At 69.2% G+C, this 18,126-nt stretch carries 18 protein-coding genes; 7 read left to right on the top strand and 11 right to left on the bottom strand.

The annotated features are described in order from the left end of the window. Window positions 1–53: 53 nt before the first annotated feature. Entirely contained in the window at window positions 54–1,586 is a 1,533-nt protein-coding gene (locus AB0M47_RS12270) for a glycosyltransferase family 39 protein (protein ID WP_363412110.1), read from the bottom strand. 267 nt (window positions 1,587–1,853) lie between these two features. On the opposite strand from AB0M47_RS12270, the gene AB0M47_RS12265 reads away from it, so the two are divergent. Continuing rightward, complete coding sequence (locus tag AB0M47_RS12265) at window positions 1,854–3,476, top strand: ricin-type beta-trefoil lectin domain protein (protein WP_363412108.1); 1,623 nt, start codon at window positions 1,854–1,856, stop codon at window positions 3,474–3,476. Between the two features lie 132 nt (window positions 3,477–3,608). Here the strand turns inward: AB0M47_RS12265 and AB0M47_RS12260 are convergent, their stop codons facing one another. Both AB0M47_RS12260 and AB0M47_RS12255 read right to left on the bottom strand, forming a co-directional pair. Next, the gene (locus AB0M47_RS12260) at window positions 3,609–4,331 is read right to left on the bottom strand and encodes a hypothetical protein (protein ID WP_363412106.1); all 723 of its coding nucleotides are present in this window, start codon (window positions 4,329–4,331) and stop codon (window positions 3,609–3,611) included. 13 nt (window positions 4,332–4,344) lie between these two features. Then, window positions 4,345–4,902, bottom strand: coding sequence for a matrixin family metalloprotease (locus AB0M47_RS12255; RefSeq protein ID WP_363412104.1), 558 nt, complete (start codon window positions 4,900–4,902; stop codon window positions 4,345–4,347). A gap of 441 nt (window positions 4,903–5,343) precedes the next feature. Between AB0M47_RS12255 and AB0M47_RS12250 the strand changes: the two genes are divergently transcribed. Next, window positions 5,344–5,655: an L-rhamnose mutarotase gene (locus tag AB0M47_RS12250; protein ID WP_363412102.1), complete on the top strand. Its 312-nt coding sequence runs from the start codon at window positions 5,344–5,346 to the stop codon at window positions 5,653–5,655. 25 nt (window positions 5,656–5,680) lie between these two features. On the opposite strand, the gene AB0M47_RS12245 is transcribed toward AB0M47_RS12250, so the two are convergent. From AB0M47_RS12245 to AB0M47_RS12235, 3 genes are read right to left on the bottom strand one after another with little or no spacing between them, the layout of a single operon-like run. After that, entirely contained in the window at window positions 5,681–5,938 is a 258-nt protein-coding gene (locus AB0M47_RS12245; RefSeq protein ID WP_363412101.1) for a hypothetical protein, read from the bottom strand. An 8-nt stretch (window positions 5,939–5,946) separates the two neighbouring features. Continuing rightward, window positions 5,947–6,420: a hypothetical protein gene (locus tag AB0M47_RS12240; protein ID WP_363412099.1), complete on the bottom strand. Its 474-nt coding sequence runs from the start codon at window positions 6,418–6,420 to the stop codon at window positions 5,947–5,949. A gap of 25 nt (window positions 6,421–6,445) precedes the next feature. Then, window positions 6,446–6,844: a helix-turn-helix domain-containing protein gene (locus AB0M47_RS12235; RefSeq protein ID WP_363412097.1), complete on the bottom strand. Its 399-nt coding sequence runs from the start codon at window positions 6,842–6,844 to the stop codon at window positions 6,446–6,448. A 123-nt stretch (window positions 6,845–6,967) separates the two neighbouring features. Here AB0M47_RS12235 and AB0M47_RS12230 point away from each other — a divergent pair, with 123 nt between their 5' ends. The 3 genes from AB0M47_RS12230 to AB0M47_RS12220 all read left to right on the top strand — a co-directional run bounded on the left by AB0M47_RS12230 (window position 6,968) and on the right by AB0M47_RS12220 (window position 9,396). After that, complete coding sequence (locus AB0M47_RS12230) at window positions 6,968–7,894, top strand: NADP-dependent oxidoreductase (protein WP_363412095.1); 927 nt, start codon at window positions 6,968–6,970, stop codon at window positions 7,892–7,894. Window positions 7,895–7,955: 61 nt separating this feature from the next. Then, entirely contained in the window at window positions 7,956–8,117 is a 162-nt protein-coding gene (locus tag AB0M47_RS12225) for a hypothetical protein (RefSeq protein ID WP_363412093.1), read from the top strand. 37 nt (window positions 8,118–8,154) lie between these two features. After that, window positions 8,155–9,396, top strand: coding sequence for a right-handed parallel beta-helix repeat-containing protein (locus AB0M47_RS12220; protein WP_363412091.1), 1,242 nt, complete (start codon window positions 8,155–8,157; stop codon window positions 9,394–9,396). A 52-nt stretch (window positions 9,397–9,448) separates the two neighbouring features. Here the strand turns inward: AB0M47_RS12220 and AB0M47_RS12215 are convergent, their stop codons facing one another. Beyond that, window positions 9,449–11,278 (bottom strand): CocE/NonD family hydrolase, encoded by a 1,830-nt coding sequence (locus tag AB0M47_RS12215; protein WP_363412089.1) that lies wholly within the window; start codon window positions 11,276–11,278, stop codon window positions 9,449–9,451. A 142-nt stretch (window positions 11,279–11,420) separates the two neighbouring features. On the opposite strand from AB0M47_RS12215, the gene AB0M47_RS12210 reads away from it, so the two are divergent. Further along, window positions 11,421–11,966, top strand: coding sequence for a GNAT family N-acetyltransferase (locus AB0M47_RS12210; protein ID WP_363412087.1), 546 nt, complete (start codon window positions 11,421–11,423; stop codon window positions 11,964–11,966). Window positions 11,967–12,104: 138 nt separating this feature from the next. On the opposite strand, the gene AB0M47_RS12205 is transcribed toward AB0M47_RS12210, so the two are convergent. Genes AB0M47_RS12205 through AB0M47_RS12190 form a run of 4 tightly spaced genes read right to left on the bottom strand, consistent with a single transcriptional unit; the run spans window position 12,105 to window position 17,330 of the window. Further along, complete coding sequence (locus tag AB0M47_RS12205; RefSeq protein WP_363412085.1) at window positions 12,105–13,730, bottom strand: ABC transporter ATP-binding protein; 1,626 nt, start codon at window positions 13,728–13,730, stop codon at window positions 12,105–12,107. Further along, on the bottom strand, window positions 13,727–15,394 hold the full coding sequence (locus AB0M47_RS12200; RefSeq protein WP_363412083.1) for an ABC transporter substrate-binding protein: 1,668 nt from the start codon (window positions 15,392–15,394) through the stop codon (window positions 13,727–13,729). Before AB0M47_RS12200 ends, AB0M47_RS12205 begins: the two co-directional genes overlap by 4 nt. A 32-nt stretch (window positions 15,395–15,426) precedes the next feature. After that, window positions 15,427–16,419, bottom strand: coding sequence for an ABC transporter permease (locus AB0M47_RS12195; protein WP_363412081.1), 993 nt, complete (start codon window positions 16,417–16,419; stop codon window positions 15,427–15,429). Then, window positions 16,416–17,330 (bottom strand): ABC transporter permease, encoded by a 915-nt coding sequence (locus tag AB0M47_RS12190; protein WP_363412079.1) that lies wholly within the window; start codon window positions 17,328–17,330, stop codon window positions 16,416–16,418. Before AB0M47_RS12190 ends, AB0M47_RS12195 begins: the two co-directional genes overlap by 4 nt. A 189-nt stretch (window positions 17,331–17,519) precedes the next feature. Between AB0M47_RS12190 and AB0M47_RS12185 the strand changes: the two genes are divergently transcribed. Further along, window positions 17,520–18,035 (top strand): putative sulfate exporter family transporter, encoded by a 516-nt coding sequence (locus AB0M47_RS12185; protein WP_363412077.1) that lies wholly within the window; start codon window positions 17,520–17,522, stop codon window positions 18,033–18,035. Window positions 18,036–18,126 lie beyond the last annotated feature (91 nt).

The raw sequence follows: 18,126 nt of genomic DNA, 5'->3' as shown, positions 1-18,126 counted from the left end.
TCGCATACCGATGCCTCGCAAGCTGAACCGTGATCGGACGCCGGCCGCTCGCGTCACGACGTCATGGGCACATCACCGCGGACGCCGACCTGGCAAAGCGGCTCGCCCGCGAGCATGACCGAGTGGATCGTGCGGTAACCGTCCCGGGGTTCCCGGCTGATCAGGAAGGTCGGATGGTTGTCGCCGACCGGGGTGAGGCCGGGCAACTCCTTCTCGATCAGCGTGTTCCAGCCGACGAGGTCCTGAAAGGACGGTTCGATCACCGGGTACTCGGCGTGATGCCGGCGCAGCCAGCTCGCCGCCTGCGACGAACACGATCCCCAGTACTCGCCCTCGAAGGAGTGGTGCGCCCGGGCGTACCCGCCGACGACCGGGCTGAAGTAGGCGTACTCATAGGGATAGATTCGAGCGGCGGCCACCACGACCTCGGCCTGGCCGACGATCGCGAGTCCGACGAGCGTGGCCGCCAGGACCCGCCGGCCGGACCCGGCAGCGGCCCGGACCGCCGCGAGCAGTACGCCGGTGGCGATGAGGATCAGGCCCGGGACGAGGTAGAGGAACTGGCGCAACGAGTTGTAAAGCGTCGGGCGCAAGGCGATCAGCAAGATCAACGGCACCGCCACGTACGCCGCGAGCACCAGGTAGCGCCCGTCGGACGGACCGCGCCGCCACCACAACGCGCCCGCCGACGCCAGTACGAGCAGCACCACTGGCAACGGCGAGCCGACGACCAGCCACACGGGGGCGTAGTGCCACGGCGCCTGCGGAGCCGGGACCATCGCGCCCAGGTAGAGAATCTCGTGATTCCACTGGTACTTGGACATCGCCGCGACCGCGTCCATCGCCCCGGCGATGGGCCGCACGAGCACGTAAGGCCAGGTGAGCGACATGGCCAGGTAGCACGTCGACACGATCAGCAGCAGCGAACCGACCTGCTTCGACAGTTCCGCCCGGATCGCGGCCGCCCCGGCGGGCCGGCGTCGGAGCCAGAACGCGGCGATCAGCACCGCCAGGACCACGAACCAGGCGAGCGCGTTGACGCGGATCGCCGCGGCGAACCCGATCGCCGCGCCGAGGGTGGCGTCCTGCAGCAGCTCGAACCGCCGCTGGTCCTGCTGCCATCGGCGGATCGTCCGCAGGACCAGCCACAGCACGACGGTCATCGCGACCGTGAACGGGATGTCCTTGGAGTTGTTGAAGATCGAGCCGGTGTAGCGCGGATACAGGGCCAGCCCGGCTGCCGCCACGAAAGCACCCCACGGTCCGGCGACCTCCCGGCCGCACAACGCGATCGCCAGGACGCCCAGCAACCCGGTCACGCCGCCGAGCACCGATCGGGTCTGCCACTGCTCGCCGGTCAGCTTCTGGGCCGCCGCGATGATCAGCTCGTACGCCGGCCCGTGCTGGGGCATGTACAGCTCCGGCGCCATCTCCAGGAACGACCGGTCCTTGCCGCCGCTGAGATAGAAGGCCAGTGTCCGCCGGCCGTAGTCGTCCTGCATCCACTCGTCGAAGGCTCTGCCGTGCACCGCGTACTGCGTCACCACGAACACGGTCAGCAGCGTGAACAGCAGCGCCAATAACACATATGGCAGCTGGGCATACCGCCTGGCAGCCATCCCCGTCGATGTCGTCACCTTCACTGTCTACGGTAGAAGGTGGCGCCCGGGAAGCTCTGTCTCAATTCCTAGAACATTCCGAGGCAACGTCGAGGAAATCTGCGTCATCGATTCGACGCCGACCAGCACCAGCCTCATCCAATTGACAATCTTGACTACCTTCAGCAGAATGGCCGACAATCCGTTTCTGCCGCCGACCGGGTAGGCGGCCGTCTCTCCGCTGGAGGCGGTCCCATGCCCATTGCCCGGAACGCCCGCAGACTTGCGGCCCTCCTGATGCTGGTGTCCGCTTCGGTGGTGACCTTCGCATCGCCCTCGGCCGCCGCGGTGACGACGCCACCCATGGGATGGGCGTCGTGGAACACCTTCGCCGCGCAGATCAACTACAACGTCATCAAGGCGCAGACCGACGCGCTCGTGGCCAGTGGACTCAAAGACGCCGGATACCAGTACGTCAACATCGACGAAGGCTGGTGGCAGGGCACCCGGGACGCGGCCGGCAACATCACCGTCGACACCGCCGAATGGCCCGGCGGGATGAAGGCCATCGCCGACTACATCCACAGCAAGGGCCTCAAGGCCGGGATCTACACCGACGCCGGTCGTGACGGCTGCGGCTACTACTACCCGACCGGACGCCCGGCCGCGCCCGGCTCCGGCAGCGAAGGCCACTACGACCAGGACTTCCTGCTGTTCTCCCAATGGGGGTTCGACTTCGTCAAGGTCGACTGGTGCGGCGGGGACGCCGAGGGCCTGGACGCTCGCACCGCGTACCAGGCGATCAGCGACGCCATCGGGCGGGCGACCGCACAGACCGGCCGGCCGATGACGCTGTCGGTCTGCAACTGGGGCAAGCAGAGCCCGTGGAGCTGGGCGCCGAGCCTGTCGGCAATGTGGCGGACCAGCACCGACATCATCTACTTCGGCGAGAACGCGTCGATGGACCGTGTCCTGGCCAACTTCGACTCCGCCCAGCATCCGGCGGCGCAGAGTCCCGGCCACTACAACGATCCGGACATGTTGATCGTCGGGATGCCCGCGTTCACCGCCGCGCAGAACCGCACTCACCTGAGCCTGTGGGCGATCTCCGGCGCTCCCCTGCTGGCCGGCAACAACCTGGCGACCATGAGCACCACGACGCGGGACATCCTGGCCAATCGTGAGGTGATCGCCATCGACCAGGATCCGCTGGGCAGGCAGGGCACCAAGGTCGCCGAGGCCGCGGCCGGCCTCCAGGTCTACAGCAAGGTTCTCACCGGCAGCGGCCGCCGGGCGGTCGTCCTGCTCAACCGGAACTCCACCGCCGCACCGATCACGCTCCGCTTCGCCGACCTCGGCCTGGCCGCCACGGCGTCGGTCCGCAACGTCTGGGCCGCCACCGACCTGGGCAGCCAGAACACCAGTTACACCGCGACCGTGCCGGCCCGGGAGGCGGTGCTGCTTACCGTCGCGGGGACTGAGGCTCCGTCCACCACCGGCCGAGTCGTCGGACGGCAGTCCGGCCGCTGCGCCGACATCAACAACTTCGCCACCGCCAACGGGACACAGGCCCAGCTGTGGGACTGCACGGGCGGCAGCAACCAGAGCTGGACCTACACTCCGGCCCGTCAGTTCACCGTCTACGGCGCCAAGTGCCTCGACGCGTACGGGCAGGGCACCGTCAACGGCACGAAAGTCGTGATCTGGGACTGCAACGGCCAGGCCAACCAGCAGTGGACGGTCAACTCCGACGGCACGATCCGCGGCGTCCAGTCAGGACTGTGCCTCGACGCCTCCGGCGCGGCCGTGGCCAACGGCACGAAACTCATCCTGTGGAGCTGTGCCGCGACGGACAACCAACGCTGGACGTTCCCCTGACGCGTATCCCGCGTGCTGATCCATGCCGGCCGCCGCCGCGTGAATGGTGAGATGCGCCGGCCCGCAGACTGAAACGCGGGTTCGGCCGTCATGTAGGGGAGACGGCCGAACCCGCGTGGCATCGACGGGAAGTCAGACGCGCGTGAACACGCCGTCGACGACGTCCACCGCCACCACGGTCGGCGTCTTCACCGCCTCGGTCCGCAGCTCGGCCATGGTGTCGACACCGGCGAGGAACTCGGCGCCCTCGTCCTCCATCGCGTTGAGCTTGATGCCGCCCGCCGCGTCGACGGTGCCGAACAGGTCGCCGCTGTGTCCGATCGAATAGACGTCCGGCGCGTAGTCGAAGCGGCCCTGGCGGTCCAGCGCCACGATCACCTTGCCGAGGCTGCGCAGGCCGTCGACCGCCGTGTCGGCGTCCGCGCCCCGGTCGATGATGACGGCGAAGGTGACCTTGCTCAGCCCGGCGACCCGGCCCCACGACTCCTCGACCGCGACCGTGACATCGACGGTACGCCACAACGCGTCCGCGGCGTCGAAGGCGACCTCGACACCTTTGGGCGCGTCGTCGGGATGGGCGTAGCCCCGGCCCGGGTTCACCGCGACGACGGAGCCGATGACTACCCCGTTCTTGTTCCCGGCCGTCGCCAGGCTTCCGTTGACCGAGAACTGCCGGGACGGCAACATCTCGGCGAAGGACGACTCGAGCCAGACCGCGTCCTGCGCTCCGCTGCGTGCCTGCAGGTGGGCGAACAGATAGTCGGCGTCCGATCGGGTCTGGCCGGGCTGCGCCGCCCAGAAGGCCGCCGCGCCGATTGCCGCTACGACCGCGGCGATACCAAGGATCTTCCTCATGGCATGCTCCCGATCAGTAGTTGTTGTTGATGTGCTCGGCGTCGTGGGCCGAGTAGTTGTTGAGCGGCTTCGGATAGCCCTGCTGCATGCATGACTTCGACGTGCGGTGGGCGAGACCGAGGGTGTGGCCGATCTCGTGACAGGCCAGGCCACGCTCGTTCGTGAGGGACGTGTTGTCGACGAAGTAGTTGTTGTAGCGCACCGTGTGCTGCTCGCACTCATCGGCCGAGTTGGTGTCGTCACAGGTAGCGAGGCCGACGACGCCGCCATTGGTGGACGAGCGGTACCAGTCGTGTCCGCAGAAGTCCACGTAGTACCGGTCCCGGACCACCACGTCGGTCAGGCCGTCCAAGCTGGGATCGGTCGTGGTGTTGATGTCCGTGGGATCGACGTTGTTGGTCCGCGCCCAGGACGTGGCATTGACCATGGCCGTGCTCAGATCCACATTGTGGAAACTGTGCGTGGCGTTGTCGGCCTTGTTGAGGTCGTTGCAGCCCGTGGCGCCGGTCGCTCCCGAAAAGTTGGCCGCGGCCGGTGACACCGGCCCCAACGAGCCAACGGCGACCGCCACTGCCGCGATCACGGCCGCGCGGCGGCTAACGTGCCCGAAGAACAAAGGATCCCCCTGTCGCTGGCGGAACCTGGCCGAGGGCATGCGCCATCGGGCCGCCCGATGCCGGACGGCCCGATGGATCGACTGCCTCCCCAGGAAAACGATCGCCGGTGATGCTAGGGGAAACGGGCGCATTATTCGAAGAGCTTCAGTTGAACAGCGCGCAATAAGAGTTCTTGGCATCGATCCGGTCGGGCAGACCGAAGAGCGGGAACAGCCCGGTCACCCGCTGCCCCCTCGGTCCGCGATTCCGGCCCGAGGAATACCTCCGCCACCCTCCCGAACGTACCGCCACCCTCCGCAGGACGCCGCTGCCCCGGCCGGATGCGAAGGGGTACTTCTGGTAGAACGTGAAGATCACCAAGCTCGGCCGGCTGAGCACGGCTGAAGGGAGCCCAGATGAGAGTCGCCCTGCACACCAAGGTCCGGTCCGATCGGATCGCGGAGTACGACGCCGCCCACCGGGAGGTTCCACCGGAGCTGGTGGCGGCGATCCGGGACAGTGGCGCCCGCGAGTGGACGATCTGGCGCAGCGGAACCGACCTGTTCCACCTGATCGAGGTCGACGACTACGCGGCGATGATCGACCGGCTGGCCGCGCTGCCGGTCAACATCGCCTGGCAGGCCCGGATGGCCGAGCTGCTCGATGTGGCGCACGACTACTCGTCGGACGCCGCCGAGGCGGCGCTGCCGGTCGTCTGGCAGCTCTGACATCCAGCTCCACCGGCGACACCCGTTATCCCGCGGCCACGGTACGCAGCCGCTCGAGTTCCGCATCAGTGCCGATGGCGGCCCGCGCGGCGGGATGGTCGACGTAGTGGCGGATCGCGTACGCCAGGAACGCCGGCTCGACGTCGACGGACAACGGGACCTGATAGCGGGTGTAGCGCACCGGACCGGCGACGTAGAGCCAGATCTGGCGGGCCCGCTTGGCCGGCGGCAGTGGGCCGCCCGGCGCCAGCAGGGTCCAGGGGATCGTCGATTGGCTCCGCAACCGCTGGATCAGTACGCCGTCCGGGCCCAGCTCGACCCGAGGCCGAGTAGGAACGGCAAGGCGACGCCGATGACGACCAGCGCTGCCACCAGCGTCGCCGCGACCAGGAACAGGGGCAGCGGGTCGGTGTTCAGCCGCAGCACGTACTCGTTCGGCACACGCCTGGCCGGCACCATTCCGCCGGCGAAGTAGAGCAGCAGAATCGACCACAGGCCGAAGAGAATCGGGTTCGACCTCGCCACGAACCGGCCGTCCTGGACGGGGAACGCCCTGGGCAGCCGGTACCGCCGGGTAAGCAGCCAATAGCCGCCGAACGGAAGCACTGCGGCGGTGATCATCCCCACGGCGTACAAACCGATTCCGAGAGCCAGGGAGTCGAGACTCCAGGTGAGCGGCTGCCACCAGAAGGCGACCACGATCCGGAGGGCGAACGCCAGCAGCCCCAGGCTGACGGCGGCAAGGCGGAGCCTGTCGCGCGACATGCTCGCAGTGTAGGGAGCGGGGCCTTCAGGGAACGGCGTCGTAATCCGCCCGGGCGGCGAGCACGTCGTCCATATGGGTCTCGGCCCAGATCTTGACCGCGCGCACCACCGGCATCAGGCTCTCCCCCAATGCCGACAGCTCGTAGTCGACGCGGACCGGCACGGCGGCGGTCACCGTCCGAGTCAGCAGGCCGTCGCGTTCGAGTGAGCGCAGGCTCTGGGTCAGCATCTTCTGGCTGACCCCGGCGATCTGCCGGGACAGGTCGCTGTATCGCATCGGCCCGTCGGCCAGCGCGGCGAGGATCAGGCAGACCCACTTGTCGCTCAGCGAGTCGAGCAGCTGCCGGGTCGGGCACAGCGCGAGGAACGCGTTGTACTCGAATTTCGCCTGCTCACGGCGTACCGCGGCGGTCGTCGTCGGCATTAGCGCTCACCTTTCGGTCTGCTACGCACTCCTAGGTGCCTTCTTTCCGATGGAGAGTACCTCTCCTACGGTTGGCAGCACCACAAGGAAACCACCAGGAACCACGATGAAGGAGAGAATCCGATGCGTGCAGTGACCGTCACCAGTCCGCAGGGCCTCGACTCGATCGAGATCGCCGAGCTGCCCGTCCCCCAGCCCGGCCCCGGCCAGCTACGGGTTCGCGTACGGGCGAGCGCGGTCCATCCCGCCGACCTGGCCGCGGCGAACGGCGCGTTCGCGCACCTCACGCCGTCCGGCGTACAGCGCGTCCTCGGCTGGGACCTCGCCGGGACCGTCGAGGCCGTCGGCTCCGGCGTCCAGCGCTTCCAGCCCGGGGACGAGGTCGTCGGGCTCACCTTCTGGCTGGCCGCTGGGGCGGGCGTACAGGCCGAGGTGGCGCTGCTCGACGAGGCGTCCGCCGCCCACGCTCCGGCCGGCGTCGACCCGGCGCTCGCGGCGACGTTGCCGCTCAACGCGCTGACGGCTGCGGACGCGCTGGATCTGGCCGGGCTGCCGACCGGCGCGACACTCGCGGTGTTCGGCGCGGCGGGTGCGGTCGGTGGGTTCGCGATCCAGCTCGCGACCGCCCGGGGTCTGCGGGTCGTGGGGGTCGCGTCCGCTCAAGACGAGCAACTGGTACGCGATTACGGCGCGACCTGGTTCGTCGACCGGTCGGCGCAGCCGGCGGCGCGGATTCGCGACCTGGTCGGCGCGGGTGTCGACGGCGTCTACGACCCGGCCCTGGCCGGAGTGGAAGCCCTGGCGGCCGTACGCGACGGCGGGGTCTACGTCAACGGCTACCCGGTCGCCCCCGAGTCGCAGCGCGGCATCCGCACCGAGGGCGTCCAGGTCGCCGCCGACGGCGTACGCCTGGCCGAGCTGGTCGGGCTCGTCGAGTCGGGCCGGCTGCGGCTGCGGCTCGCCGAGACGTATCCGCTCGCGGAGGCGGCCACGGCGTACAAGCGGCTGGCCGAAGGCGGCGTACGCGGCGGCGTCGTGCTGCTGCCCTGAGCGTTTCGGGGCAGGTCGGGCCGGGTAGCTGCATCGCAGGCCACCGGAGAAGGAGGTCCCGATGCGACCTGGCTCGATGCCCGACGACGAACCGTTCCGGGAACAGACTCCGGAGGAGTTCGCCGACGAGGAGGAGCGGCCCTTCGAGCGCAAGCTGCGCGAGGACCGCGAGCGTGAGCAGCGCAAGCCGCCCGACGACGACGAATCGGCCGAGCGGCCCTGACTGTCTAATGTGGGCGGCCATCCCTAGGATGGCCGCCATGACTGCTGACAAGTATCAATCCGATCGCCGCCGGGTCGTCGGCGCGGCCTTCGCCGGGATCGCCTCCGGCGTCGGCCTGGCCGTCGGCACGGCGGCGACCGGACCGTCCCCGGCCAGCGCCGGGGTCGGCACCGGCTCCCGGCCGCTGCGCATCACGGTCGCCGCCGCCGACGCGCCCGCGTACATCAAGGCGGACGCCAACTACGTCTGCACCGGGACCGACGATCAGATCGCCATCAACGCGGCCATCGCCGAGGCGGCGACCGGGCCGATCGCCGGCAGCTCGGAACGGGCGCTCAACGCGGTCGAGCTGTCCGGCGGCCAGTTCTACTGTTCCGGCGCGGTCCTGCTGCGCTCAGGCGTCGACGTGATGGGCGCCGGCATGTACGCCTCCGTCCTGCGAGCGGTCGGCATCACCACCGCGACGGGTGCCGGGACCCGGGTCGGCCTGGTCAAGCTGTTCGACCTGAACACCCACGGCTGCGGGCTGCACGGCTTCACCCTGGAGGGCGGCGGGACCGGCGGCGGCACCTGCGACGCGCTCGTGTACTGCAACGACGGATCCGCCAATCCCACCGGCTACCCGTACACCTCCCCGGACCCGGACTGTTACGCGTACAACTTGTTCATCCGGGGCTTTCGCACCGCGGGCGTCGGGGGCGCGGGCCGCAACGGCCTGTACGCGGAGACCGACATGCGCGGCACGTTCTTCCACAGCTGCAACGTCCGTGACTGCTCCGGCGACGGCGTGGTGCTCAACGGAACCCCGGACTCGCACGTCGACCGGATCCACATCGGCGGCATCGACGGCTACGGCGTCAACGTGTCGTCGGGCAACAACAAGGTGACCAACTGCAAGGCGTACTACTGCAACATCGCCGGGATGCGCTTCGCGGGCGGCCGTGGCACGTTCACCTGCCTGGAGGTCCAGGACTCGGTCGTCGGATTCGACATCTCCGGCACCCCCGCCGTCATCGCCGGCCTGACCGCCGACACCTGCCGCGACGACGGCGTCATCATCCAGGGCACCGGCCTGTCCCTCGACGGCTTCCAGGTCTTCTGGCGGTCCGGCGGCCGGTACACGTCCCAGCTTCGCGGGGTGACCTTCACCGGCTCGCCGGCCGAGGTGACGGCGATCGGGCGGGTCGCGACGAACGGGATCACCACCAAGGTCACGGGCGCCCCGGGCGCGAACTCGTTCGTCCGCATCGCCGGCGGCGCCCTGTACGCGGTGGGCTGATCGCCGGGCCCGTCCGCGAGACGGCCGATCGTCTCGCGGACGGGCGTGCCGCTCAGTTCGGCGCGGTCGGCAGCCGCAGGATGCACCGGCCGAGGTCGAAGGTCAGCACCGAAGCCGTGGCCAGGGTGGTGGTCCACGAGCTGTCGGTCGAGCTGATGACCAGGCCCAGCTGGTGACCGGCCTTGATGATCTGATCGGTGGCCGCCAGCCGCAGCGTGACGGTCTGCCAGGTCAACGCGGGCATCCCGGCCGGGCTCGACAGCGAGCCGCGGTGCGCCAGATCCAGCCAGCCCCGGCTCAATACCGAGACGCCGGTGTTGACCACGTTCTTGGTCGTCTTCTTGTAACAGCTGTCGTCGGCGGCCGTGGACGAACCCCAGCAGTCCTCGGTGTTGCCGGTCGTGATGCCCTGGCCGGACTCCCAGTTGACCCGGGTCTGATTGCCGTAGTCCACCAGCTTGGCGGTCAACGTCGCCGTGGACAACGTCGACTGCATGCGTACCGTCACCACCGCACTGCCGGCCAGATGCAGGTCCTGCGGCAGCGCCGAGGTCAGGAAGACCCAGCGGCCGAGCTTGGCGAGCGGCGGTCCGGTGGTCGCGGTCGACTCCGACAGGGCGAGGTCGGTGATCGCCGCGGAACCGCCGTTCGGCCCGGCGGTCGACAGCTCACCGGTGACCCCGTTGCCCGGACGCAGGTAGTAGACCGGGCTCGTGGTGCCCACGGGCGGCCACTCCGGCAGATCCACCCAGGTGTCCGCGGCGCGCTCCACCGTGGCCTGCGGCTCGTCCATGATCCCGGTGTCCAGGCCTTGCAGCCACTGGTCGAACCACCGATGCAGGGTGTCGACCCAGACCGCCCGGCGGAAGTCGAACGGGTCGACGTGCTGCTCCTGCGACAGCCACAGCTTGCGCGGTACGCCGTTGGCGGCGAGCTGTTCCCAGAGCCGGCCGAAGTTCGAGCTCTTGACGTTCAGGTCGTTCATGCCGTGCACGAGGAACACGCTGGCGTTGATGTTCGCCGCGTTCGCGACGTAGTCCCGATCGGACCAGAACGCCGAATAGTCGAGCCCGTTGTTGTTGACCAACGTGGTCCGGGTCGCCGAGCAGGCCGCCGGGGGCCGGGACGTGTAGCTGTCGTGCAGGCCGACCGTCGAGCTGACGTTCGACCGCACCGCCCCGTTGAGCCGCTCGTAGTCGTACCAGCTGGTCACCGCGCTGATCGGGACGATGGTCGTCAACCCCGGTACGCCGGTCGCCGCGACCCCGGTGACCATCGCGCCGTCCCAGGACTTGCCGATCATTCCGGCCTTGCCGCTGAACCAGGTCGCGAAGATCTGCTGGCCCATCGCGTTGTGGGCGACGGCGTTGCCGCTGAGCCAGTCGATCACCGCCTTGGCTCCGAGCACTTCGGCCTTGCCGCCGACGTCGAGGCAGCCCGTCGAGTGGGTGCTGCCGGACAGGTCGACGCCGAGGAAGGCGTACCCGCGGGGAACGAAGTAGTTGTCGTAGTAGAGCGGCATCTTGACCACGGGGCTGGTCGGGTCGTTCGGCGTGAGGTAGAGCTTCTTCTCCGACTCGTTGCCCCGGCCCAGCAGGGTGTAATAGGGCGAGGCCTCCACGATGGCGGGCACCTGGAGGCCGGGGTTGTCCGGGTCGACCGGCCGGACGATGTCCACCGCGATCCGATCTGGACCGGGTTCGGCGTCGCTGTCGACGCTGCTCTCCACCCAGACGACCTCACGGATCGCGGAGGCGTAGTCGTAGACTGCGACGGTTTCGTTCCCCTGGATGTGCTTCGGTGGCAACGCGTACGCGGTGACGGCGCCGACGGGCAGGGTGGCCAGGGCCAGCGTCAGGACGAGGACGGTTCTTCGCATCATGGCGCGACGGTAACGACGGACATGATCCATTTAGATACATCTGTCCGAAGGGCGTCGCTTGAAGGAATCGCCGCGAATGCTCATCTCGCGTACTCATGCCGTTTCCGCAGCTCCGGCGCAGCCTCGGGCGTACCTTCGAGGAGTGACGACCGACGACGTCAAGATCGCCCCGATGGGCCTGGAGCACCTGCGCCAGGTACGCGACCTCGGCCGCCAGGTGTACGACGTGACCGTCAAGCCCTACACGTCGTGGTCGCTGACCTCGATCGCGGAACACCTCGACACCGCCGAGGGCGCCTGCTGGGTGGCGCTGGCCGACGAGCGGGTCGTCGGGTTCGTCCTCGGCTCCATGACCTTCGAGCTGCGCGACGACTGGGCGTACCTGGAGTGGATCGCGGTCGCACCGGACCAGCAGGGCAAGGGCGTCGCCCGCCGGCTCGTCGAGGTGTGCTGCAACGCTCTGTTCGCCGCCGGGGCGACCCGGGTCGTGACCGACGTCGAAGACACCAACCGCGCGTCGGCCGCGCTCATGGAACGCAGCGGGTTCACCCCGGCGACCACCGTCACCCTGTTCACCCGCGCGAACTCGGCGGCCCCCGACGAACCGGCCGGAGTCGCGCCCGCCGCGGGCAGCCGCCGCGCGCTGATCCGCTCCGGCCGCCTCGTCGGCGACCAACGCCCTTCCTAACCGCCCCCCACCTGACCCGCCCCACCCCCACCCCCGCCCGGACGGGCTCGTTGATCATGGGGTTTACCCCCTCGCCACGCCGTCGAGACCACAGTTAACTCCATGATCAACGGGGAGAGCGCGGGGAGAGCGAGGGGGCTAGACGGCGGCGGTGCGGCGGGCGCGTTGGGCGACGGGGTCGGCGATCGGGGCCGCGGCCAGCAGCCGCTGCGTGTACGGGTCGGCCGGCGAGCCGAGCACGACAGCGGTCGGGCCGGTTTCGACGACCTTCCCGCGGTGCATGACCGCGACGCGGTCGGCGAGCTGGTCCACCACGGCGAGGTCGTGGCTGACGAACAGGCAGGCGAACCCGAGGTCTCGTTGCAGCTCGCGCAGCAGGAGCAGGACGCGGGCCTGGACGGAGACGTCGAGCGCGCTGGTCGGCTCGTCGGCGATGAGCAGCGCCGGATCCAGCGCGATGGCCCGGGCGATGGCGACGCGCTGCCGTTGACCGCCGGACAGCTCGTGCGGATAGCGGTCGCGCACGGTGCGTACCAGCTGGACCGCGTCGAGCAGCCCGTCCACCTTGGATGTGAGCGCGTCGCCGCGGAGCTCGCTGTGCAGCAGCAACGGTTCGGCGATGCTGTCGGCCACCGTGCGGCGGGGGTTGAGCGACGACGCCGGGTCCTGGAAGACGATGCCGAGGCGGGACCGCACCTCGCGCAGCCGTCTCGGGTTGCCACGTGCGGCGGCGACATCGGTCCCGGCGACGGTGAGGCTGCCCGCACCGACCGGCACCAGCCCGGCGATGGCCCGGCCGATGGTGGTCTTGCCGGAGCCGGACTCCCCCACCAGGCCCAGGATCTCGCCCGCCGCGATGTCGAGGCTCACCCCGTCGACCGCTGTCACACGGCGGCCGTGGCGTCCGGCGTACTCGACGGAGACGTCGCGGAGCTGGACCACGGGCGATCCGGTCGTGACGCCGGGGCTGTCCTGAGTGGATCGTCGCGGGACCGCCGCGAGCAGCGCCTGGGTGTACTCGTGCTCGGGCTGCGCGAACAGCTGCTCGACCGGGGCCTGCTCGACCACCTGGCCGTCGCGCAGCACCACCACCTCGTCGGCGAGGTCCGCGACCACGCCCATGTCGTGGGTGATCAGCAGGATCGCGGTGTCCAGCCGCGCGCGCAGGTCACGTAGCAGGTCCAGGATCCCGGCCTGCACGGTCACGTCCAGCGCCGTCGTGGGCTCGTCCGCGATGAGAACCACGGGGTCGCAGCTCACCGCCATGGCGATCACGGCTCGCTGGAGCTGGCCGCCCGACAACTCGTGCGGATACGCGCGGGCGATGCGCGCCGGGTCCGGCAACCCCACCAGATCAAGCAATTCTTGTACGCGTAGAGCAGCGGCCTGCTTCCCCTCGTCGCGATGGGCGCGGACCGCTTCGGCCAGTTGATCCCCGACGGTGAACATCGGGTTCAGCGCGCTCATCGGCTCCTGGAAGACGGTGCCGATGCGGCCGCCGCGCACCGCCCGAAGGGTCTTGCGATCGGCTCCGACGAGTTCCCGGCCGTCCAGTTGGATGCTCCCGGTCACGGTGGCAGTGGCGGGCAGCAGGCCGAGCGCGGCCAGGGCGGTCGCGCTCTTGCCCGAGCCGGATTCGCCGACCAGGGCGAGGACCCGCCCGCGGCGCAGCCCGAAGACCACCCCGCGGACGGCGTCCACCGTACGCCCGTCGACGTCGAACGAGATGTGAAGATCGCCGACGGTCAGCACGTTCTCGTTCACTTGCTCAGCGACACCTTCAGATAGTTCGGGTACGCCGGGAACGCCGCCACCTGGAAGTTCTGCACCGCCGAGCCGTGCAGGAACGAGTTCTTGGTGTAGATCAGGGGGACGATCGGGGCGTCGGTCAGGATGCGCTTGTCGGCCTGCTGCCACAGCGCCTGCGCCTTGGCCGGGTCGACCTCGGCGCGGGCCTGCTCGATGAGGGCGTCGACCTCGGCGTTGGAGTACCGCGAGAGGTTGAAGCCCCCGCCGCCGATCTCGCTGGAGGCGAACAGCGGCTGGATGTTGGCGTTGGCGCTGGGGTAGTCCGGCTGCCAGCTGGACAGGGTCAGGTCGTAGTCGCCCTTGTCGTTGGTGACCGCGTCGAACCACGAGTCGCTGTCGAGCGGCTTGATGGTCAGCTCGACGCCGATCCGGGCCAGGCCCTGCTGGATCGCCTGGGCGCGGGCCAGGTCATCCGAGTCGTTCTGCACGACGAAGGTCAGCTTCAGGTTGCTCTGACCGGCCTCGGCCAGCAGCGCCTTGGCCTTGTCGACGTCACCGGACGGGTCGGCGGTCGGGTACAGGTTGTACTCGGCGCGCCCGGCGATGCCCGGCGTGATCAGCGTCGAGGCGTAGTCGCCGCCGAGCGTGCCACCCGCCGCGACCAGGTACGCCTTCTTGTCCACGGCGTAGTTGAGCGCCTGGCGCACCTTGGCGTCCTTGAGCGGACCGCGGGTGGTGTTGATCGCCAGGTACGCCAGCGCGCCGGGGTCGGAGGTGACCAGCCGTTGCTTGGCCGCCGCGTTGGCCTGGATCTGGGCCAGCTGAGCGGGCGGCACGAAGCTCGCGCCGAAGGCGTTCTTGTCGGCGCCGGAGTCGGCGATCAACCGCTGCGCGGCGACGGTGGCCTCCTGGCCGAGCTGGAACGTGATCGTGTCCGGCCCACCCGTACGCACCGGGTCGGACGAGGCCTCCCAGTAGGTGTTGCGCTTGAGCTTCAGCGCGGTCCCCTGCTGATACGAGTCGACCTGGTACGGGCCGGACGCGACCGGGTTCTTGCCGTAGTTCGCGACGTCGTCCTTGGCCTTCGGCACCGGCGCGAACGCCGGCATCGACACGATCCAGGGCCAGTCGCCGAACGGCTTGGTCAGCTTGAACACGATCGTCTGCGCGTCGGGCACCTCGATCGAGTCCAGCTCCTTGCCGGTGTAGGGGCCCTTGTACTCGGCCCCGCCGACGAGCAGCGTCTTGTGGTAGCCGAGCCCGCCGGACAGCTCCGGCGCGAACGACCGCTCCACGCCGTATTTCACGTCGGCGGCGGTGATGGCGGTGCCGTCGGCGTACTTGAGGTTGGGCTTGAGCTTGAACGTCCAAGTCTTGCCGCCGTCGCTGGGCGTACCGGCGTCCTGCGCCAGGTCGCCGACGACCTTGCCCTCCTGCCCCGGCTTGATGTCCCACGTGGTCAAGCGGCGGAAGATCAGGCCCAGCGTGGTGATCGCCAGGTTCTGGCTCTTGGCCGGGTCGAGGGTCACCGAGCTGGCCGAGGTGAGGATGGCCAGGTCGCCGCCCTGCTGCGTACCGGTGCTCGCGGTGTTCGTGCCGGATCCCGAGTTGGCGTTGCACGCCGTCAGGGCCAGCGCCGCCACCACCGCCAGCGCGGCGGTGATCGTCGTGCGTCTCATCGACTTACCTTTCTGTGTTCCGAGGGGGTTGATCACAGGGAAATCCGGGGGTCGAGGACGCTGTAGAGCACGTCCACGACGAAGTTGGCGACGATGATGAGCACCGCGCTGAACAAGGTCACGCCGACCAGCAGCGGCAGGTCGACGTTGCCGACCGCGTCCATGAGCAGCGCGCCGAGGCCTTGGAGGCTGAAGACCCGCTCGGTGATGACCGCCCCGCCGAGCAGGCCGCCGAGGTCCATCCCGAACACGGTCACCACCGGCACCAGCACGTTGCGCAGCGCGTGGCGGCCGATGACCCGGCGTTCGCTCAGGCCCTTGGCGCGAGCGGTTCGGATGTAGTCCTCGCCGAGCACCTCGAGCATCTGGCCGCGGGTCAGCCGGGCGTAGATGGCGGCCGACACGAAGGCCAGTACGCACCACGGCAGGATCAGGTGCCAGGCCCATTGCACCGGGTTCTCCGCGAAGGGCACGTAGCCGCCGACGGGAACCATGTCGAGGGTGAAGCCGAACAGCAGGATGCCGAGCAGCCCCACCAGGTAGGTCGGCGCCGACACCCCGGTGATGGCGAAGGTCATCACCGCCCGGTCGACCGCGCTGCCCCGGCGTACGGCCGAGACGACGCCGGACCCGACGCCGAGGAACAGCCACAGCACGGCCGCCCCGATCGCCAGCGAGAAGGTCACGCCCAGGTGGGTGGTGATCAGCGTGGTCACCGGCTCGTCCAGCCGGAACGAGTAGCCGAAGCAGGGCGCGGCGCATCGCACGATCGCCTGGCCGCTGCCGAACTCGCGGCCGGCGAAGATGCCGGTCAGGAAGTCGAGGTACTGCCGCCACCAGGGTGCGTCGTAGCCCATGAAGGCGCGGGCGTCGGCCAGCCGCTCCGGGGTGCACGGCTTGCCGCAGGACAGCTGGGCCGGGTCGGCCGGCAGCAGATAGAACACGGCATAGGTGAGGAGGCTGACGATCAGCAGTACGCCGATCATGCTCAGCAGGCGGCTGCTTGCGAACCGCAGGATTCTCATCGCTTCACCCCGGGGGACTTGGGGTCGAGGGCGTCGCGCAGCCCGTCGCCCAGCAGGTTGAACGCGAGCGTGGTGACGAACAGGGCCGCGCCCGGGACGACGAGGAACATCGGATCGGTCTGCACCCAGGCGATCGCGTCGCCGATCGACCGGCCCCAGGCCGGGGTGGGCGGCGGAACGCCGACCCCGAGGAAGGACAGCGCCGCTTCGGCGCCGATCATGCCGGGGATCAGCATGGTCGCGTACACGATGATCGTCGCGGCCAGGTTGGGCAGGACCTGACGCCGCAGCACGTGGCCGGAGCCGGCGCCGAGCGACACCGACGCGACGACGAACGTGCGCTGCTTGAGCGCGAGCGTCTGGCCGCGCACCACGCGGGCGATGCCCGGCCAGCCGAACAGCCCGATCACCCCCACGACCAGCAGTTGCTTCGGGAAGTGCACCGGGGCGATCGCGCCGAGGGCGATCATCAGGATCAGCGTGGGGAAGCCGAACAGCACGTCGATCGCGCGTCCGGTGATCCGGTCGTACCAGCCACCGAAGAATCCGGAGGTGACCCCGACCAGCACGCCGAGGAAGACCGACAGCACGGTCGCGGCCAGCCCGACCAGGATCGACGTACGCGCGCCGTAGACCGTGATCGCGAAGAGGTCCCGTCCGGTCAGCGGCTCGACGCCGAACCAGTGCTCGGCGCTGATCCCACCGCCGAAGCCGATCGGGACGCCCGAGTCGTCCAAGGCGTCCAGGTGATACGTGTACGGGTCCTGTCCGGACAGTCCGGCCAGCAGCGGCGCGGCCAGCGCGATCAGCAGCAGCGCGGCGACGGTCACGCCACCGGCGACGGCCCAGCGGTCGGTCGTGATCCGCCGCCAGCGGGCTCTGCGCTCGGGAAGTACTGCGACGGCGGTCATCTCTTCCTTCCAATGGGCAGGGACGACTATTCGTCCATTTGCGACAGATCGCCAAGGCGGCCCGGAGATCGTATGGAGATCACGAACGGCTTGCCTATGGCCGCGGGCACAAAGAGACCCACAACACACATCGGTTTAGTAGGGAATACATCTCGACTAATCCTATAGGCTAACTATAGTATCCCTCGCATGAGCGAGTCCTCCACCCCCTCCGCCGAAGCCTCCCCCGAGGTCGACGCGGTGGCCGGTGCCTGGATCGGTGGCAACATCGACACCACCGCCGCGGTCACCGCGGCCGGGGCGCTGGCCGGCGACGACGCGCTGAAGATCGCCACCATCGTCAAGACGACGCAGAACGCGCTCATCGGCGTCGTCGCGGTGGCGCTGTCGGCGTACTTCGCGTTCAAGGTGGAGCGCGATCCGAACGCTCAGCGCCCCGGTCTGAAGACGCTTTGGGACCGGTTCCCGAAGTTCGTGCTGGGCTTCATCGTCGCGTCCGGCGTCGGCACCTGGTACGCCAACGCGGTCTCGGCCGCCGACGCGAAGACCACCATCGGCGTGGTCACCGACTGGCGGATCTGGTTCCTGGTGCTGGCCTTCGTCAGCATCGGCCGCGAGTTCCGGATCGGCGCGCTGAAGGAGGCCGGCTGGCGCCGGTCGCCGTCTTCGCCAGCGCGACGGTCGCCAACCTCGCCCTCGGCCTAGTGGTGTGACATGAAACGTTGACCCGGTAATCGGATCGATGTGACTATATCGATGTTTGTGGTTTCTGTGTTGAGTGCGCGGAGGTATCCGA

It is taken from the genome of Hamadaea sp. NPDC051192, assembly GCF_040682475.1.
GTDB lineage: Bacteria > Actinomycetota > Actinomycetes > Mycobacteriales > Micromonosporaceae > Hamadaea > Hamadaea flava.
This window is presented reverse-complemented; position numbering and strand designations above follow the sequence as displayed.

What these genes read in the sequence shown, in the direction of transcription:
- AB0M47_RS12265 (WP_363412108.1), top strand. Translation starts at nt 1,854, where the DNA reads ATGCCCATTGCCCGGAACGCCCGCAGACTTGCGGCCCTCCTGATGCTG.
- AB0M47_RS12195 (WP_363412081.1), bottom strand. Translation starts at nt 16,419, where the DNA reads ATGAGAATCCTGCGGTTCGCAAGCAGCCGCCTGCTGAGCATGATCGGC.
- AB0M47_RS12260 (WP_363412106.1), bottom strand. Translation starts at nt 4,331, where the DNA reads ATGAGGAAGATCCTTGGTATCGCCGCGGTCGTAGCGGCAATCGGCGCG.
- AB0M47_RS12250 (WP_363412102.1), top strand. Translation starts at nt 5,344, where the DNA reads ATGAGAGTCGCCCTGCACACCAAGGTCCGGTCCGATCGGATCGCGGAG.
- AB0M47_RS12220 (WP_363412091.1), top strand. Translation starts at nt 8,155, where the DNA reads ATGACTGCTGACAAGTATCAATCCGATCGCCGCCGGGTCGTCGGCGCG.
- AB0M47_RS12235 (WP_363412097.1), bottom strand. Translation starts at nt 6,844, where the DNA reads ATGCCGACGACGACCGCCGCGGTACGCCGTGAGCAGGCGAAATTCGAG.
- AB0M47_RS12225 (WP_363412093.1), top strand. Translation starts at nt 7,956, where the DNA reads ATGCGACCTGGCTCGATGCCCGACGACGAACCGTTCCGGGAACAGACT.
- AB0M47_RS12230 (WP_363412095.1), top strand. Translation starts at nt 6,968, where the DNA reads ATGCGTGCAGTGACCGTCACCAGTCCGCAGGGCCTCGACTCGATCGAG.
- AB0M47_RS12200 (WP_363412083.1), bottom strand. Translation starts at nt 15,394, where the DNA reads ATGAGACGCACGACGATCACCGCCGCGCTGGCGGTGGTGGCGGCGCTG.
- AB0M47_RS12190 (WP_363412079.1), bottom strand. Translation starts at nt 17,330, where the DNA reads ATGACCGCCGTCGCAGTACTTCCCGAGCGCAGAGCCCGCTGGCGGCGG.
- AB0M47_RS12185 (WP_363412077.1), top strand. Translation starts at nt 17,520, where the DNA reads ATGAGCGAGTCCTCCACCCCCTCCGCCGAAGCCTCCCCCGAGGTCGAC.
- AB0M47_RS12215 (WP_363412089.1), bottom strand. Translation starts at nt 11,278, where the DNA reads ATGATGCGAAGAACCGTCCTCGTCCTGACGCTGGCCCTGGCCACCCTG.
- AB0M47_RS12240 (WP_363412099.1), bottom strand. Translation starts at nt 6,420, where the DNA reads ATGTCGCGCGACAGGCTCCGCCTTGCCGCCGTCAGCCTGGGGCTGCTG.